Raw genomic sequence first — 13,916 nt, forward strand, 5'->3', positions numbered from 1 at the left:
GGTGCGTGACGCTATTAGACTTGCTCTTCGTTTCAAAATTTTGGTAGCGTCACGCACCCTACGTTAGCTTCGTTTTAAGATTGTTCATAGCGTCACACACCCTACCTCCTTTAATGTTAGATTTTTGGCTGATTTTTACTCTCGGTTTCCTAGGAAGCTTTGGTCACTGCGTCGGGATGTGCGGTCCTCTTGCCGCAGCTTTTTCTCTTTCGCAAACAAAAAATACTCCTGACTGGCGCCTTCAATTACAATTTCACATTCTACTCAATGTCGGCAGAATACTTAGTTATATGATAGTCGGTGCCGCAATTGGAGCAATTGGTTCAGTATTGCTGGCAAGTGGTCAAGTCGCAGGAGTTGGAAGTGACTTACGTCGCTTTCTAGCAATTATTACTGGTTTAATGTTGATTTGGTTTGGACTCAGACAAATCAAACCTAACTTACTGCCGAGTATACCGCTGTTTCATCCTTTATTGCAGTTGAAATTACACGACCGCTTGAATGCGGGAATGGTTAAGCTTTCCATGAAGTCTACATGGTGGACTCCTGCTTTACTAGGAATTACTTGGGGGTTAATACCTTGTGGCTTTTTATATGCTGCACAAATAAAAGCTGCTGAAACTGGTGATTTAATTAAAGGCGCCACTACAATGTTGGCTTTTGGTTTGGGAACTCTACCAACTATGTTAGGAGTAGGTGTATCAACATCATTTCTGAGTAAAGATAAGCGCAGTCAGTTGTTTCGCTTGGGTGGATGGGTAACGCTAATAATTGGCGCCTTAACATTGTTGCGGACAGGCGATATGATGGTTGATTTTACAGGACATGGTGCTTTGTTCTGTTTAATGCTAGCTCTAATCGCGCGTCCAATTAGTAATTTGTGGGGGGCGCCATTACGTTATCGTCGTGCTTTAGGTGTCGGAGCATACGTACTTTCGGTAGCACATACTACCCATATGTTGGAACATTCATTCTTCTGGAATTTAGAAGCGTTTTGGTTTCTACCGCTACAGTTTCAGTGGGGAATAGCTGTGGGTGGTGTTGCTTTAGTACTCATGACACCTGCTGCACTCACCAGTTTTGATTCAATACAGAAGAAATTAGGTCAATATTGGTGCCGAATTCATTTATTAAGTGTTCCAGCCTTAATATTTGCCTCTATTCATACCGCCGTTACTGGTTCGCATTATTTAGGCGCCTTATCTAGTACTTGGGGAAACCAATTAGCTGTCATAGCACTAGGAATTTTGACGTTTACTGTTTTAGTACTACGTATGCGAAAAATTTAATCAAATGCTTTATAACTTTTATGGCTTTATATATTTTTATATATTGAGAACTAAAATCATTTTTAATAACTTAAGCAACTTGTAATTTGATTATTATGATTCAATTATATTGTAAAATACAAAATATTTATGTTTGACAATAAGTTTCTTACTTAATGATTCTAAAAAGCTCAGTGGAGATTATCTAAAAGTAAAATTGTAATTACTACTTGTAGTTAACAATTTATTTTAGATAGCAAGTCACAATTCTTGTTTGGTGCGTGAAGGCTAGAAGTTTTGTGGCTGCGTTGAAGTTTTTTCGTAGCCTTCACACACCCTACGCTTTGTATATACTAATTGCGTAAGTCCTATTATATTTAGGAATTATATTTTGGTGCCATGTCTTTTTTGATGCCAAGCCCAAGCATGAGTGAGTATATCTTCGAGTGAAGAATATTTAGGTTCCCAACCTAATATTTGCCGTGCTTTGTCGCCACTACCAATCAAAGCTGGTGGGTCACCTGGGCGCCTTTCGCACTCAATGACTTTAATTTGTTTGCCTGTAACTTTTGTTGCAGTATCGATAACTTCACGCACGGAAAAACCGCTACCGTTACCTAAATTAAATACGGCACTGTTGCCACCTTTAAGAAGGTATTCTAAGCCTAATATATGAGCATCTGCTAAATCACTAACATGAATATAATCACGTATACATGTACCATCAGTTGTAGGGTAATCAGTACCAAAGATTGATACTGATTCCCGTGTACCAAGAGCGGTTTGTAGAACTAGTGGAATTAGATGAGTTTCTGGGTTATGGTCTTCACCCAAATTGCCTAATGGGTCGGCGCCAGCAGCGTTAAAGTAGCGGAATCTTACCGATTTGAATTGATAGGCAGTATCGAAGTCAGTAAGAATTCGTTCGACCATCAACTTGGTGGCGCCGTAGGGGTTAATTGGATTTTGCGGGTGGTCTTCAGGGATTGGTACTTCGTTTGGTACACCGTATGTTGCACAAGTTGACGAAAATACAAAATTCTTAATAGAGGCGGCTAACATTGCTTCTAACAGCGTTAGCGTGCCAATAACGTTGTTACGATAATACTTTGCAGGGTCACTGACCGATTCACCTACGTATGCGTATGCCGAAAAATGCATGACCGCATCAAAGGCGCGCGTTGTAAATAACTTATCAAGTAAGGCACGGTCATTTGTATCACCTACAACCAGTTCGACCTGTAAAACCTGTTCTAATAAGTCACGGTGTCCGTACACTAGATTATCAAGTACTACTACCTCATAACCTGCAAGTTTTAGCGCAAGCACGGTATGTGAGCCAATGTATCCAGCTCCTCCCGTGACAAGGATGGTGGGCTTTCCAGACGACATAGTTTTTCCTTGTATATAGACCATCTTCACTTAATTTAATTTACTTTGTGCAAAATACCGAACAGGAAAATCACAAATTGATAAGCCAAGTTCGAGATTATGCTCTAAAATCACTACGACGGTAGTCAATGTGTGTGGGGTGTGAGGAGTTTATTGCGGTCATGTACAAGTGCTACTACAATTTGACGGTAATAAAATGTCAGTCGCCCAAATCCTACAGGCTAACCGCCTCCCATCTGATTTGAGAGTGAATATATGTTTGTAATGTTAAGCCGGGTGTTACTCTGGCTACTTCTCGGTACTATCGTCTATTCCTTGTTCCAAAAGTTTTATCCTTCTGGAAGCTTCTTTGGAAGATTCGTTTTAGTTGTTCTCGCAATTGTACTACTGCTCTCGTTCTTTAACCCTGGCGGTACAGGAACAGTTGTATCCCCCTTATGGCAAGTCGTATCGTTCCCCCTTAAGCCACTGGGTGCGGCGATTTTATTGATGATTTTTGCTGCACAGCGTCTTAAAGGAGGTGGCGTTGAAAAACCAGGTGGATATTTACTTGGTTGGGCACTAACAATTTTGTTAATTGCTAGTACACCAGCGTTTGCCTACTTCTTGGTTAATCCTCGTTTAACAGCGATGCTTCCTGAAGGTCTATCACGGCAAACACTTGTTGCGTTAGCTTCTCAATCTGATGTTAGTGGCTTCGTTAGTGGTTCTATACGCAGCGATATGCCTTCTTATTTAGCGCAAACAACACCATCAGATACTGCCCGTCGTGGAAGAATAGCGCTTGAGGATTTTGTGCCTAATGCACAAGCTCTTTCACAAGTAACTGCTGCTTGGGAAGCTTACCTCAATCAAAGTTTCAGATTCCTTCGCGGTCGTTAGTTTCTGATTTTGATAATAGTTCTTGTTTTTGTATTGAGCCACGCTATCGTGGCTCGTTCTGTCTCAAAATCAGTTAATTGTAGGGTGCGTGACGCGCTTGACAATTCTCAAACAAAACTAATGAACTAGTAGTGTCACGCACCGGAGCGAGTTATGAGTACGGTTGTCGAGAAGTGTCTTTATTGGTTTTTAAGATAGATAATTGATATTTGAATCTCTCAGGTCGCGCATACACTGAGATTCATTAAGACCTGAACGATGCAGAGGCTTTTTACTCAAAGCGTGCCAAAGTCGAATCTTAACTGGCGCATTCAAAAGCACCCTACTGACTCCACTAAGTACTAGACCTAGCTTCGCCGCTACTTTACGAATTATGTTCGCTGCGCCGTTACAATCCGCATTAACGAACTGACCGTCTGCTGTTCTAAATCTACGTGCTGTTCGCTTTCCTGATGACTGCCACCCTTCGGGTTTTTCACCAAATGTAGGTAGCACATCATCATCTAAAAACGAACTTTGAGACGTGTAGCTTTCTTCTGTCTCTACAAATTGAATACCGTATTGTTCACACAGTTGAGCTATGCAAGCATCAATCTTGAACCAAGTTTTTACCAACTGCCCCAAAGGAAAACGAAGCATCCCATCAATTAACTTAATTGCTTGCTTAGGGTAAGAAACAACTACCAAACCAGATTTGCGGTAGTTAGGTACTTTAGGACGCTGATTAACATTGCCCTTTCTTGCTTCCCACAACAAACCTTTAAATGACTTGAATGACTCTGCGACATTCATTAATGTTTGTTGTACAACTTGCGAATACAAAGCAGTAGCGTGCTTATTGCTAGTTAACTCGTTAATCAAGTCAAATTTACCAACAATTCGATGAGTCTTGAAATATATTTGACGTGCATAATATACACCGCAGTCTGACAGCTTTCTAGCTTCCTCGCAAATGTACTCAAGCACTCCTTTTAGTTCCCTGTTAGAGCTAACTAATACTTGCTGACATCCGTACAATTTAATCACCTATAAATCTATGCTAGCATTAGTATACACATTACTGTGGTAATTTACAATGAGATTCCAAAAAAATCACACATTTGGTTTTACGACAAACAAAGACAAGCCGTTGGTTGCCTCTGTATGTCTCAGGGTTGACGAAGAATTAGCAACTAAATTAAAATCAATTCCTGGTTGGCAGGACAAATTGAGAGATATTCTACCTAGTCTTATTGATGGTTGGAATACGAATCTTGATAAATCAAGCTGAGTCGCTTATATCTCAGGGCTAAAGCCTCTGAGTTTTACGCTTACCATGTAATATTATAAGTAACAAAAGATAAAGTAGCGATTGCTGTAATGGCGACATCAAGAAGGCTTGCAAAATTGGGTGCTTACCTGCGTCCTCACTGGCGTGATGCAGCGTTGGGAGTTGGCGCATTGTTGACTGTGAACGGCTTGGGTGTTTATATACCCTTATTAATACGCTCCGCAGTTGATAGACTCTCCTATGAATTTACGATTAATCAAGTGCTGCGCTATGTCGTACCAATCGTTTGTTTCACTTCGGCAATGTGGTTGATACGTATGGCTTCGCGTATTTGGTTATTCGGCGTCGGTCGTCAAGTCGAGTTTGACCTCAAACAAACCATATTTCAGCACTTGCTGACTCTGGAACCTTCATATTTTGCTGCAAATACTGCTGGTGATTTAATCAGTCGCGCGACCAGTGATGTTGATAATATCCGGAGATTATTAGGTTTTGCGGTTCTGAGTTTGGCAAATACATTCTTTGCTTACACGATGACATTACCTGTGATGCTCAGTATTAGTGTCGATTTGACTCTAGCATCGCTGACTGTATATCCATTAATGTTCTTATTGGTACATTTATATAGTGAAAAGCTTCGTAACCAGCAGGCAAGAGTTCAAGAAAAAATTTCAGATATTAGTGAGTTAGTTCAAGAAGATGTTAGTGGTATATCACTGATCAAAATTTACGCGCAAGAAGAAAATGAGCGACGCGCGTTTGCCGAGAAAAATAAGCGACTATTAACCGCAAATCTTGAACTTGCCAAAAGTCGCAACACTCTTTTTCCATTAATTGGTGGTTTGGCAAGTGTTAGTTCGCTGATAATCATTTGGTTAGGCACCACAAGAATTGCAAATGGTAGTTTATCGGTGGGAAACTTTGTGACGTTGCTTATATTTGTTGAGCGTCTTGTTTTTCCAACTGCGTTACTTGGATTTACAATTACAGCTTACCAGCGTGGTGAAGTTAGTATCGACCGTATCGAAGCAATTTTATCTACTCAACCAAAAATTGCCGATAAATTAGATGTCATTCATTTAACGCCTGAAAATGTTTTGGGCAAAATCACTGCTCGAAATTTCAGTTTTAGCTATCCAAATAGTAATACACCTGCGCTAGACAAGATTAACTTTGAGATTGAACCAGGAGAGACGATATCGATCGTAGGTGCGATAGGTTCGGGAAAAACAACTTTAGCAAATTCACTACCGAGATTACTAGATATAGACCGTGGACAATTGTTTCTTGATGGAATCGATATTACTAAAATAGCCATTGCTGACCTGCGGGGTACAATTGCCTACGTTCCTCAAGATAGTTTCTTGTTTAGTACTAGTATAAAAAACAATATACGTTATGCTGACCCCTTAGCTGAACTTCAAGAGGTTGAAGCAGCGTCTAAGAGCGCGCAAATTCACCCAGAAATCATGAATTTTCCTTCTGGGTATGAAACTATTGTTGGTGAACGTGGAATAACTCTCTCTGGTGGACAACGACAGCGTACTGCTCTCGCGCGTGCGATGCTTGTAGATGCTCCTGTATTGATTTTAGATGATGCCCTTTCTAGTGTTGATAATCAAACCGCAACTGCAATTTTACGTAATATTTCGGGTGGTACAGTGCGTAAAACAGTAATATTTATTACGCATCAATTATCAGCAGCGGCAGCAGCAGACCGAATATTTGTGATGGAGAAAGGGCAAATTGTGCAGACGGGAACACATATGGATTTGGTACAAAAGCCAGGTTTATATCGAACTTTGTGGAGTCAGCATCAGGTTGAAGAGTTACTACACTAGTTTGTGTCATTAAGCACTAAAATTATGCAAGTTAATAAAGATTGGCAAGAATGTACTAGTGATGCGGCAGTGGCTGAAACTGCTGGGTTAACTAACGAGCAGTATAACAAGAAGATGCAGCGGCGCAAGGAAGTGCAAGATAAGCGCATAGAAAACGCAATATCAGAAAAAGGTTTAATAATCGTTAATACAGGTAATGGGAAGGGTAAAACTACAGCAGCGTTAGGAATGGTTATACGCGCGCTTGGTCATGGTTATAAAGTCGCAATAATTCAATTTATCAAAGGTGCCTGGGAACCAGCAGAGAAAAAAGTATTAAGTGTATGGTCTGAACAGTTAGAATTTTATGCAATGGGAGAAGGGTTTACTTGGGAAACTCAAGACCGTGACCGAGATATTATGGTCGCGCAAGCTGCATGGGAAAAAGCACTCTGGTTTATTCGTAACCCAGACTTTCGCGTCGTGCTTTTGGATGAAATTAATATTGCGCTTAAACTTGGTTATCTCAATGTTGAGGATATTATCAAAGGAATAGAACAGAAACCCGACTTAAATCACGTTATTCTTACAGGAAGAGGGGCGCCGAAGCAACTTATTGAGCGCGCGGACTTAGTAACAGAAATGACATTAGTCAAACATCCGTTTCGTGAGCAAGGAGTGAAAGCACAACCAGGTATTGAATTTTAATTCTTCTAACTCGTTCCGGTGCGTGACGCTACGAGTCATTAACTTCGTTTTAAGATTGTTATAGCGTCACGCACCCTACTATTATGTCTTTAAATCTACCACTTGATGCTCCACCATTACGGATATTAATTGTTGAAGATGACCCGATGATGCAATTGGGACTTGAGCAGTCGCTAATGTCATATCCACAGCTAGAAATAGTTGGACGAGCAGAAGACGGTTACTTAGGTGTTCAAGCAGCCCTTAAACTCAAACCTGATTTAGTTGTAATGGATATTGGACTACCCCGTTTGGATGGCATTGCTGCAACACAACAAATTAAGGCAGCATTACCCCAAACTCATATCGTAATGTTGACATCGCATCAAACCGAAACGGAAATTATTGCAGCTTTATCTAGCGGCGCCGATGCTTATTGTATCAAAGGTGCCACCGTTGAGCGGTTGTTGAGCGCAATTTCTGCGGCAGTTGAAGGAGCAGCATACTTAGACCCGCAAATTGCAAGACGGGTGATTGAAAATCTTAAACCACCTGCTTCTAAAGCCAATCCTGCAAATTTATCACAGCGTGAGTTAGAAGTATTGAAGTTAATGGTAGATGGTTTGAGTAACCCTGAGATTGCTGAGAAACTTTATTTAAGTCCCAATACAGTTAAAACCCACGTTCGTGGAATTATGAACAAGCTTTCGGTTGATGACCGAGTACAAGCTGCTGTAGTCGCTTTAAGGTCTGGACTTGTTTGAAGTTAGGAGGTAGGGTGCGTGAAGGCTATAATAATTCTTAAACGAAGCCAGTAATCTAGTGCCTTCAAGCACCTTACAGATTATTAAGTTAAGCTTCTAAAAGCTTAATTACTTTCTTGTGGAATAAGCATCGTAAGTCCTGTTCCATCGATGTGAATAAATTTTCAAACCAACGGATGAAGAGTAATACCGCGAAATTTGCCAAAATTAGAATTAAATGGCAGATGGTGGTGTCACAATGATTAAATCGTGGATGGTTATTCTTGGCGTTGGTTTTATTATCGCGCTGGGTGCAAACTTTATTACTCCTGATGACCGTAAGTGGTTCAACCGTTTACAGCGTCCACGTTGGCTGACTTTTGAAAAATTAATTCCCGTTATTTGGACTGTTATTTTTGTTTGTGCAGGATGGTCTGCTTATATTGTTTGGGAACGTGACCCAGGTACTACGGAAACCTGGTTACGAATGGCTACATATATACTGTTAGAAATACTCACAATTGCGTATACTCCTGTAATGTTTAGACTTCGCAGCTTGAAAGTCGGTACAATTATTGGTGGTGCCGGATTTGTGGTAGGGTTATTACTTACACTATTTGTCCTTCCCGTTTCTAGTTCAGCAGCTTTACTTCTTGTCCCATATTTACTATGGAGTCCCATTGGTACTTACACTACTTGGGCAATGCTTCGTTTAAACCCTCAAGATGCTTAATTAGATATCAATAATTTTCCAACCATAGATTGATTGTAGGTATAGTTAGGATTGACAAAATAGATTTATAACTTTACTTACAGGTTTTAGATACTATGTTGCAATCTTGGTTGGTAATTGGTGCTATAACATTAATAGTACAATTCGGAAGTTTTTTCATTACACCGCGTGATGTTAAATGGTTTGCTAAATTAACTCGTCCACGTTGGTTAGTTTTTGAACCATTAATTCCTCTAATTTGGACTGTTATTTTTATTAGTGGCGCCGCATCTGCAAATCTTGTTTGGCAAAAAAACCCAGGTAGCTTAGAAACTTGGTTATTCATGGGGCTATATTTGCTGTTGGAAATAATTACTGTTACATATATACCTCTAATGCTCAGATTTCGGAGTTTGCGTGTTGGAGAAACAATTGGTTCTGTCGGTGTAATTTTAGGTTTACTCTTAACCTTGGCAGTTCTAACTATTTCTCGCACCGCAGCAATACTGCTTGTACCTTATTTAATTTGGAGTCCTGTAGGTACTTATACAACGGAAGAGTTGGTACAGCTTAATCCTCAAGATGCATAAGAATATTGTAGGACAGGCGAGACGCCTATCCTACATTATTTAATTTCTATTTACAATCAACTATCCGTTACATCCGTTTATCATCCGTTGCCAATCTTCCATATTTTGCAGTAACGATATTACTTGGGTTTTTTTCGTTGTGCTGCCATGCCCACATTTGGTCGCCATATGAAAAGTGCCACCACTCGCGCGGGTTACGCTGAAAACCAGCTTTTTCCATGACATCGCACAGGAGGTTACGGTATGAGTGGTACTGAGTTGCTTGGGGATGGTTATTATTAGCGTAATAATTGGGAAGCGACCTGTCTGACATTTCGTCTATCGGCGAACCCATATCAACGATTTTTCTATCACCATTTACTAATGTCACATCAACTGCGGCGCCTGTACTATGTGGTGGTGGAGTTTTAATGTCTAAACTTGGGGAAGCCCAAATTTTATATACTTCTTCCCAAACTTCTTGACGCTGCACTACTGTTAAATCTGATTCGAGTAAATTTCTTTCTTGAAGGGCTTGGGCAAAGCTGTAATCTACCATAAACTGCTGTACTGCTACTGGACGATAAGCATCAAATAACAGGATTTGCCAGTCAGAGTATTTTTGTTGTAAGTAATTTTGCGCTTCAAGCAAACAATCAATCACACCCGGTCTTAAAAAATACGGCGAGTGTTCCCCGTAAGGCGCCCCTAATTTTTCGTATGGGTGCGGAGTCTCAACAGCAAATTTATCAAGAGGAATTTTGACCAATGCTTCTCCGCATTCAAGAATCGCTATACTGTGGTATGGTCGCATTATTTATTTAGGAGTTAGGAGTTAGGAGTTATTTATTTTTATCGTTTTTGCATGAACAGGAAACTTCGGGTACTGGGTCGTAACCACCTGGGTGGAAGGGATGACAGCGTAAAATCCGCTTGATAGCTAACCAACTACCTTTGATGGCGCCAAATCTTTCAATAGCTTGAATAGCGTACATCGAACAAGTAGGCTGAAAACGACAAGTTGGGGGAAATAGGGGAGAGATAAACATCCGATAGCCCCGAATTAACCAAATAAATAACGGTTTCATTTTATAAGCGCTAAATCCGATAAATTAGTATAAAAGGCTGAAATTACTCGTAATCCATTACTCTTGTATCATTGATAACTCTACTTACTGATTTAGATTCAAATTACCCTTTGTGGCTGCAAATTTCTAGTGTTGCAGCCTGGATTGGCTTTGTCCTATTTTTAGCTTCCGTAATAAGTCGGATTGCTACTAAAGACACTGAAATCCTCCGCAAGATTGTCCACATTGGTACGGGTAATGTCATTTTACTAGCATGGTGGCTTGATGTACCTGCCATTCTTGGTATTACTGCTTCGATTTTAGCGGCTGCTGTAACACTCTTATCTTATCGCTTTCCGATTTTACCTAGTATAAATAGCGTTGGACGCAAAAGCTTAGGTACGTTTTTTTACGCGGTTAGTATTGGTCTATTAGTGGGTTGGTTTTGGTATCTTGACCAACCTCATTATGCAGTACTAGGAATTTTAATAATGGCGTGGGGTGACGGAACTGCTGCATTAATAGGGCAACGCTTCGGTAAACATAAGTACATAGTTATGGGCGGACAAAAAAGCTGGGAAGGTTCACTATCAATGACCTTCGTCAGCTTTATAATCTCTAGTTTGATTTTATATAGTGTTCAAGGGAACATTTGGCAAACTTGGGTAATATCGTTAATTGTAGCCGTCGCCGCAACTCTTCTCGAATCGTTTTCTTTTCTCGGTATCGATAATCTTACCGTTCCGATAGGAAGTGCTGCCTTGGCTTTTTTCCTCAACCAAGTAATGATAAGTTGAAACCATTTCAAACTTTTCTAACTCTGTGTAGAGACGCGATTAATCGCGTCTCTACGTAACGGGCGTGGTAAAAAATACCACTGAGCTAAGATAGCGTATATGGCGCCGGAACTACAACTTCAATTAATGGTGATAGCCATTATTGTTGTATCCATTGTCATGGTAGCCATTATTGTGGTAGCCATTGTCATGGTAGCCGTTGTTATGAGGCTTATAGTAATTTGTTTGGTGGTAGCCGTTGTTATGAGGCTTATAGTAATTGGTTTGATGGTAGCCGCTGTTATGAGGGCGGTAGTAGTTTTGTTGATAATATCCAGATGAACGGCGCCTGTAGCTAGGTTTACAATCTGATTCGTAGTTGTAATTGTTAGCGTAATATTGAGGCGCCGCTTCGAGTGAGCTTTGTGCTACCTCTGGTTGTGAGGTAGTTTGGGTTGTTGCTGCCTGCGCTGCAACTGTGCTAATCCCCAAGAAAGCAGGTAACAAAATAGCACTAACTGCTAATTTCCTAAGCATTATTTTAACTCCTGATGAACATTAACGTTTGAATGCAAGAATATAATTGTCTTGAAGTGCTGCTTGCCGCTCAAACCATGAACTTTTCTTTCCTTATATACACACCCTATAAATGATTTCTAAGTCCAGTTGGTATGAGTTATAAGAATTAGTTATCACAATATTCACAGTCGATATCGTTACTCATGAGCGCAACTTGAACTTTAGATGAAGTTTTTATCTTTTATTTATACTCTTCTTCACTAAAATTCTTTCTCAATTAGGTTTTTGCTTTTGAGCAGTAATAATAATTACTCTCAAACTTAAATAGTTAAATTTTTCTAAAGTTTTTAGGTGTACGCGCTTGGGTTTTGATGGTGCGGTGCAGAACAAATAATGGTGTATCGATGACAGATAAGGCTAGCTGCTACTTATTTGTAAAAGGTATAGCAGAATATACCACAGTAGGCAGAATATAAAATAACCATAGTCACTGTCCGTAGATAGAGTAAAAATCTATCTTGACTAGACACGATAAAACATAAATATGACATTCCTATGTCAGTAAATCATTAAATTTTCATTAAAATAAAAAACGAATAATAATGACTTTTTTCAACTATTCTGTACCACCGTTGCGCCGTAAACAAGCCACTTTAGACATATATGAAATGGAAGGACTCTGGCTAGTTAACTGGCAAATTGGCTCTTTTAAGCTTTATTCTAATTTTTACACTCGCATTGATCAAGCGTTTCTGCTCTGGGGTGTTTTGCTTGTGCCCATGTTCACTACAGCGCAGTTTATCCCTGTCAGTTGGAGTTTACAAGCAACATTATGGTCGGTTCTTAGTGCTATCGGCACTATTGTGATGATGAGTTGGTCGCACTACTGGGTAAAAAGTAGACGGGTCGAATGGTTACTGTATTTATGGGCGACATTAATGCTTGCAGGAATTATTTTAACTAATTTAGGTATTACCTGTGGCTGGGGAGAAATATTGCTTAATTTATGTCCGCTATGGTTAGGACTTAGTGCCATAGGCTATTTGTGTACTGGCTTCGCTATACGTTCTCGCACTATTCTAATTACAGGCGCCGTACATTTGATTGGTATATGGTTACTACAAATTTGGGGCGAATGGCAGTTTTTAGCAACAGGTATTGTAATGGTGTGTAGTTTACTGCTTTTGGCAGAGTTTGAATGGGACCATATATGATGATGTCCTGAAATTAAAAAAATTAAAATCGATGAAGCAATTATTTATCGCTGCATCGATTCTTTGATTCGTGATTTCAGTTATTTCTTTCACATTACCTATAATTTATCAACATGACCTTTAAATGGTTCGCCTGTGAAAGGCTGAACGCCAATATTTGGATAAGAATCGTGCGTAGGAGCAAAAATTTCCATCGCAGCTTCGGAAATATACTGTGTAACTACTGCTACTATCTTCGAGATAGACATAACACTATACCCCTTGTTTTATTCCAACCACTTTTTTGTGATATTCATACTTTACTTCCTATAAAACTACTTGGCTTCTAATCGCAACATATTTACATTTGACGCAATATTACTTGAAGATAATGTGAACTAATACTCTTCAAATCTATACTTTTCGTTACATAGTTTTGAAACTGCGTTCATTTATCCGCGTTTTGAGGCGCCTTTATTCCTCTAGATATAAATGGTTCAAGTTGGATAAAGTTAGGTAAAACCATTACAAAATGTTAATTTATTAATCAAAAAATTATAACAATCACCGTAAATGCACTGTTTTACGCACCTTGTGTACTTTCAACCTTTTGTCACTTGACAATATTTTTGGTAAAAACTACCATAATTACTATAAGCATTCTTCAGAGGTGCCTTGACAATGACCACTTTTACGGGCTTGGGCTATCTAGAAAGAGACATTGAACAATCATCGCTATTCGTAAGCGCATCGGATTCAAGTTTATTGACTGACTTGTACCAGCTAACGATGGCAGCTTGTTATGTTGGTGAAGGAGTTGAAAACAAACGGGCAAGTTTTGAATTATTTGTGCGTCGCTTGCCTGTTGGGTTTGGGTATTTGATTGCAATGGGTTTGGAGCAGGCATTAGAATATTTGGAGAAATTGCGGTTTACACCAGAGCAAATAGAAGCTTTAAAGCGAACGGGAATTTTTAATCAGTGCTTTAGCTGCTGCAGCTCCACACTTGCATTTGCCA

Annotated in this window: 16 protein-coding genes and 1 pseudogene; 11 read left to right on the forward strand and 6 right to left on the reverse strand. The window is 39.7% G+C overall.

Translation table 11 applies throughout. From position 1 onward, the window contains the following. Positions 1-113 precede the first annotated feature (113 nt). On the forward strand, positions 114-1,289 hold the full coding sequence (locus tag AC2JBO_RS35120; protein ID WP_496958272.1) for an urease accessory protein UreH domain-containing protein: 1,176 nt from the start codon (positions 114-116) through the stop codon (positions 1,287-1,289). 363 nt (positions 1,290-1,652) lie between these two features. Here AC2JBO_RS35120 and galE read toward each other — a convergent pair whose 3' ends face one another. Further along, positions 1,653-2,660 (reverse strand): UDP-glucose 4-epimerase GalE, encoded by a 1,008-nt coding sequence (galE, locus tag AC2JBO_RS35125; protein ID WP_496958273.1) that lies wholly within the window; start codon positions 2,658-2,660, stop codon positions 1,653-1,655. A 255-nt stretch (positions 2,661-2,915) separates the two neighbouring features. Between galE and fraI the strand changes: the two genes are divergently transcribed. Further along, on the forward strand, positions 2,916-3,542 hold the full coding sequence (gene fraI / locus AC2JBO_RS35130; protein WP_496958274.1) for a septal nanopore formation protein FraI: 627 nt from the start codon (positions 2,916-2,918) through the stop codon (positions 3,540-3,542). A 189-nt stretch (positions 3,543-3,731) separates the two neighbouring features. Here fraI and AC2JBO_RS35135 read toward each other — a convergent pair whose 3' ends face one another. Beyond that, positions 3,732-4,568: a zinc ribbon domain-containing protein gene (locus tag AC2JBO_RS35135; RefSeq protein ID WP_496958275.1), complete on the reverse strand. Its 837-nt coding sequence runs from the start codon at positions 4,566-4,568 to the stop codon at positions 3,732-3,734. Positions 4,569-4,617: 49 nt separating this feature from the next. Between AC2JBO_RS35135 and AC2JBO_RS35140 the strand changes: the two genes are divergently transcribed. The 6 genes from AC2JBO_RS35140 to AC2JBO_RS35165 all read left to right on the forward strand — a co-directional run bounded on the left by AC2JBO_RS35140 (position 4,618) and on the right by AC2JBO_RS35165 (position 9,364). Beyond that, positions 4,618-4,812 (forward strand): hypothetical protein, encoded by a 195-nt coding sequence (locus AC2JBO_RS35140; RefSeq protein WP_496958276.1) that lies wholly within the window; start codon positions 4,618-4,620, stop codon positions 4,810-4,812. 89 nt (positions 4,813-4,901) lie between these two features. Continuing rightward, positions 4,902-6,653, forward strand: a complete 1,752-nt coding sequence (locus AC2JBO_RS35145; protein ID WP_496958277.1) for an ABC transporter ATP-binding protein — start codon at positions 4,902-4,904, stop codon at positions 6,651-6,653. 24 nt (positions 6,654-6,677) lie between these two features. Continuing rightward, positions 6,678-7,340 (forward strand): cob(I)yrinic acid a,c-diamide adenosyltransferase, encoded by a 663-nt coding sequence (cobO, locus tag AC2JBO_RS35150; RefSeq protein ID WP_496958278.1) that lies wholly within the window; start codon positions 6,678-6,680, stop codon positions 7,338-7,340. A gap of 83 nt (positions 7,341-7,423) precedes the next feature. Further along, positions 7,424-8,083: a response regulator gene (locus AC2JBO_RS35155; RefSeq protein ID WP_223991175.1), complete on the forward strand. Its 660-nt coding sequence runs from the start codon at positions 7,424-7,426 to the stop codon at positions 8,081-8,083. A 238-nt stretch (positions 8,084-8,321) separates the two neighbouring features. After that, a complete protein-coding gene (locus tag AC2JBO_RS35160; protein WP_496958279.1) occupies positions 8,322-8,795 on the forward strand; it encodes a TspO/MBR family protein in 474 nt (157 codons plus the stop codon). 95 nt (positions 8,796-8,890) lie between these two features. Next, complete coding sequence (locus AC2JBO_RS35165) at positions 8,891-9,364, forward strand: TspO/MBR family protein (protein ID WP_496958280.1); 474 nt, start codon at positions 8,891-8,893, stop codon at positions 9,362-9,364. 67 nt (positions 9,365-9,431) lie between these two features. Here AC2JBO_RS35165 and AC2JBO_RS35170 read toward each other — a convergent pair whose 3' ends face one another. Next, a complete protein-coding gene (locus AC2JBO_RS35170) occupies positions 9,432-10,157 on the reverse strand; it encodes a M15 family metallopeptidase (protein WP_496958281.1) in 726 nt (241 codons plus the stop codon). A gap of 28 nt (positions 10,158-10,185) precedes the next feature. After that, positions 10,186-10,431 carry a membrane protein insertion efficiency factor YidD gene (yidD, locus tag AC2JBO_RS35175; RefSeq protein WP_496958282.1) on the reverse strand — a complete coding sequence of 82 codons (246 nt, stop codon included), beginning with the start codon at positions 10,429-10,431 and terminating at the stop codon, positions 10,186-10,188. Between the two features lie 71 nt (positions 10,432-10,502). On the opposite strand from yidD, the gene AC2JBO_RS35180 reads away from it, so the two are divergent. Further along, positions 10,503-11,207 (forward strand): diacylglycerol/polyprenol kinase family protein, encoded by a 705-nt coding sequence (locus AC2JBO_RS35180; protein ID WP_496958283.1) that lies wholly within the window; start codon positions 10,503-10,505, stop codon positions 11,205-11,207. A 123-nt stretch (positions 11,208-11,330) separates the two neighbouring features. Here AC2JBO_RS35180 and AC2JBO_RS35185 read toward each other — a convergent pair whose 3' ends face one another. Further along, positions 11,331-11,723 carry a hypothetical protein gene (locus AC2JBO_RS35185; RefSeq protein WP_496958284.1) on the reverse strand — a complete coding sequence of 131 codons (393 nt, stop codon included), beginning with the start codon at positions 11,721-11,723 and terminating at the stop codon, positions 11,331-11,333. Between the two features lie 584 nt (positions 11,724-12,307). Between AC2JBO_RS35185 and AC2JBO_RS35190 the strand changes: the two genes are divergently transcribed. Then, positions 12,308-12,919: a hypothetical protein gene (locus AC2JBO_RS35190; protein ID WP_496958285.1), complete on the forward strand. Its 612-nt coding sequence runs from the start codon at positions 12,308-12,310 to the stop codon at positions 12,917-12,919. A 98-nt stretch (positions 12,920-13,017) separates the two neighbouring features. Here the strand turns inward: AC2JBO_RS35190 and AC2JBO_RS35195 are convergent, their stop codons facing one another. Continuing rightward, entirely contained in the window at positions 13,018-13,167 is a 150-nt protein-coding gene (locus AC2JBO_RS35195; RefSeq protein WP_496958286.1) for a hypothetical protein, read from the reverse strand. A 412-nt stretch (positions 13,168-13,579) separates the two neighbouring features. Between AC2JBO_RS35195 and AC2JBO_RS35200 the strand changes: the two are divergent. Then, positions 13,580-13,916: pseudogene (locus AC2JBO_RS35200) on the forward strand (hypothetical protein); the annotation flags it as partial.

The organism is Calothrix sp. CBUCES-K 9914, assembly GCF_059640475.1.

Coding starts and splice junctions, on each gene's coding strand:
- AC2JBO_RS35120 (WP_496958272.1), top strand. CDS start 114: ATGTTAGATTTTTGGCTGATTTTTACTCTCGGTTTCCTAGGAAGCTTT.
- galE (WP_496958273.1), bottom strand. CDS start 2,660: ATGTCGTCTGGAAAGCCCACCATCCTTGTCACGGGAGGAGCTGGATAC.
- fraI (WP_496958274.1), top strand. CDS start 2,916: ATGTTTGTAATGTTAAGCCGGGTGTTACTCTGGCTACTTCTCGGTACT.
- AC2JBO_RS35140 (WP_496958276.1), top strand. CDS start 4,618: ATGAGATTCCAAAAAAATCACACATTTGGTTTTACGACAAACAAAGAC.
- AC2JBO_RS35145 (WP_496958277.1), top strand. CDS start 4,902: ATGGCGACATCAAGAAGGCTTGCAAAATTGGGTGCTTACCTGCGTCCT.
- cobO (WP_496958278.1), top strand. CDS start 6,678: ATGCAAGTTAATAAAGATTGGCAAGAATGTACTAGTGATGCGGCAGTG.
- AC2JBO_RS35155 (WP_223991175.1), top strand. CDS start 7,424: ATGTCTTTAAATCTACCACTTGATGCTCCACCATTACGGATATTAATT.
- AC2JBO_RS35160 (WP_496958279.1), top strand. CDS start 8,322: ATGATTAAATCGTGGATGGTTATTCTTGGCGTTGGTTTTATTATCGCG.
- AC2JBO_RS35165 (WP_496958280.1), top strand. CDS start 8,891: ATGTTGCAATCTTGGTTGGTAATTGGTGCTATAACATTAATAGTACAA.
- AC2JBO_RS35170 (WP_496958281.1), bottom strand. CDS start 10,157: ATGCGACCATACCACAGTATAGCGATTCTTGAATGCGGAGAAGCATTG.
- yidD (WP_496958282.1), bottom strand. CDS start 10,431: ATGAAACCGTTATTTATTTGGTTAATTCGGGGCTATCGGATGTTTATC.
- AC2JBO_RS35185 (WP_496958284.1), bottom strand. CDS start 11,723: ATGCTTAGGAAATTAGCAGTTAGTGCTATTTTGTTACCTGCTTTCTTG.
- AC2JBO_RS35190 (WP_496958285.1), top strand. CDS start 12,308: ATGACTTTTTTCAACTATTCTGTACCACCGTTGCGCCGTAAACAAGCC.
- AC2JBO_RS35195 (WP_496958286.1), bottom strand. CDS start 13,167: ATGTCTATCTCGAAGATAGTAGCAGTAGTTACACAGTATATTTCCGAA.